This window comes from Streptomyces californicus (genome assembly GCF_000717645.1).
GTDB lineage: Bacteria > Actinomycetota > Actinomycetes > Streptomycetales > Streptomycetaceae > Streptomyces > Streptomyces californicus.
This window is the reverse complement of record NZ_JNZZ01000080.1, coordinates 1-482: the sequence shown is the minus strand read 5'-3', so window position 1 is coordinate 482 and position 482 is coordinate 1. Positions and strand designations below refer to the sequence as shown.

The following is a 482-nucleotide window of genomic DNA, read 5'->3' as shown; positions in this document are numbered from 1 at the left end:
GAAGCCACCCCGGTCGTCCCTGCGGTCGTCACGCTGCTGACCACCCCGGTAACCACCACGGTCGTCATCACGGCGAGGCCCACGGTCCCGGTCACGGTCGCGGTCGTCACGGCGGAAACCGCCGCCACCGAAGCCACCGCCACGGTTGTCATCACGCCGGAACCCACCACCGGAAGGCCGGTCATCATCACGACGCGGGCCTCGAGGACGGTCGTCGCGCTGCTGACCACCCCGGTAACCACCACGGTCATCGTCACGCCGGGGCCCACGGTCCCGGTCGCGGTCCCGGTCGTCACGGCGGAAGCCGCCGCCGGAGGGGCGGTCGTCGTCACGACGGGGACCACGGGGACGGTCATCACGCCGGTCGAACCCGCCACCGCGGCTGTCGTCGCGGCGGAAGCCGCCACCGGAGGGCCGGTCGTCGTCACGGCGCGGGCCGCGGGGGCGGTCGTCGCGCCGGTCGAAGCCGCCACGGCCACCCC

General features: G+C 74.7%; 1 pseudogene. It reads left to right on the top strand.

Annotated elements, in window-relative coordinates:
- A pseudogene (locus IF19_RS1000000137910) lies at nucleotides 1–482 on the top strand (hypothetical protein); the annotation flags it as partial.